An 876-nucleotide genomic window follows, 5' to 3' on the forward strand; every position below is an offset into this window, starting at 1 on the left:
GCTGCGGTGGTTACGGTTGTTGTGTTTGAGTTTAGTGCAATGCGTTGCCAGCCCCTTAGGCGGGCGTTATGCATTACATCAAATTCAGCGTTAAAAGGATGAATAATGAGCGTTCAAAAAGTAGTTGTTATTACTGGCGGTAGCCGAGGGATTGGTGCGGCGACAGCAAAACTTTTTGCTCAAAACGGTTTTTCCGTATGCATAAATTACAAATCTAATGCTGAGGCTGCTAATACTCTCGTTGAAGAAATCAAAGCGTTAGGTGGTCATTGTATTGCGGTTCAAGCTGACGTTTCCAAAGAAGGTGATGTTGTTAAACTGTTTGAAACCGTTGACCAAGAGCTTGGTGTTGTTTCTGTTCTTGTCAACAATGCTGGTATCTTAAAGAAGCAGATGCGCTTAGACGAAATGAGTGCAGAGAGGATTAACTCAATTCTCATCAACAATGTGACAGGTTATTTCTTGTGTTGTCGTGAAACAGTGAAACGAATGTCAACTCGTCATGGTGGTCTCGGTGGTGTCATAGTTAATGTTTCTTCGGGAGCCGCTCGAACAGGTTCACCGAATGAATACATCGATTATGCAGCGTCAAAAGGTGCAATTGACACGTTAACAAAAGGTCTGTCGTTGGAAGTTGCCGCGGAAGGTATCAGAGTTAACTGTGTTCGCCCAGGATTGATTTATACCGATATGCACGCTGACGGTGGAGAGCCTGACCGTATAGAACGACTCAAAAATAAAATCCCAATGCAACGTGGTGGTTTGCCTGATGAAGTCGCTGAGGCAATTTATTGGTTATCGTCTGAAAAATCATCATTTTCCACAGGTAACTTTCTGGATTTAGCCGGTGGTTTGTAATGCATAACAAACGCCTCA

At 43.4% G+C, this 876-nt stretch carries 1 protein-coding gene; it reads left to right on the top strand.

Translation table 11 applies throughout. The features are described from left to right. Positions 1 to 105: 105 nt before the first annotated feature. Positions 106 to 858: an SDR family oxidoreductase gene (locus GOU96_RS17855; protein WP_248531764.1), complete on the top strand. Its 753-nt coding sequence runs from the start codon at positions 106 to 108 to the stop codon at positions 856 to 858. Positions 859 to 876 lie beyond the last annotated feature (18 nt).

The sequence above is a fragment of the Vibrio sp. R-1 genome, assembly GCF_035615595.1.
GTDB classification, from domain to species: domain Bacteria; phylum Pseudomonadota; class Gammaproteobacteria; order Enterobacterales; family Vibrionaceae; genus Vibrio; species Vibrio cholerae.

Coding starts and splice junctions, on each gene's coding strand:
- GOU96_RS17855 (WP_248531764.1), top strand. CDS start 106: ATGAGCGTTCAAAAAGTAGTTGTTATTACTGGCGGTAGCCGAGGGATT.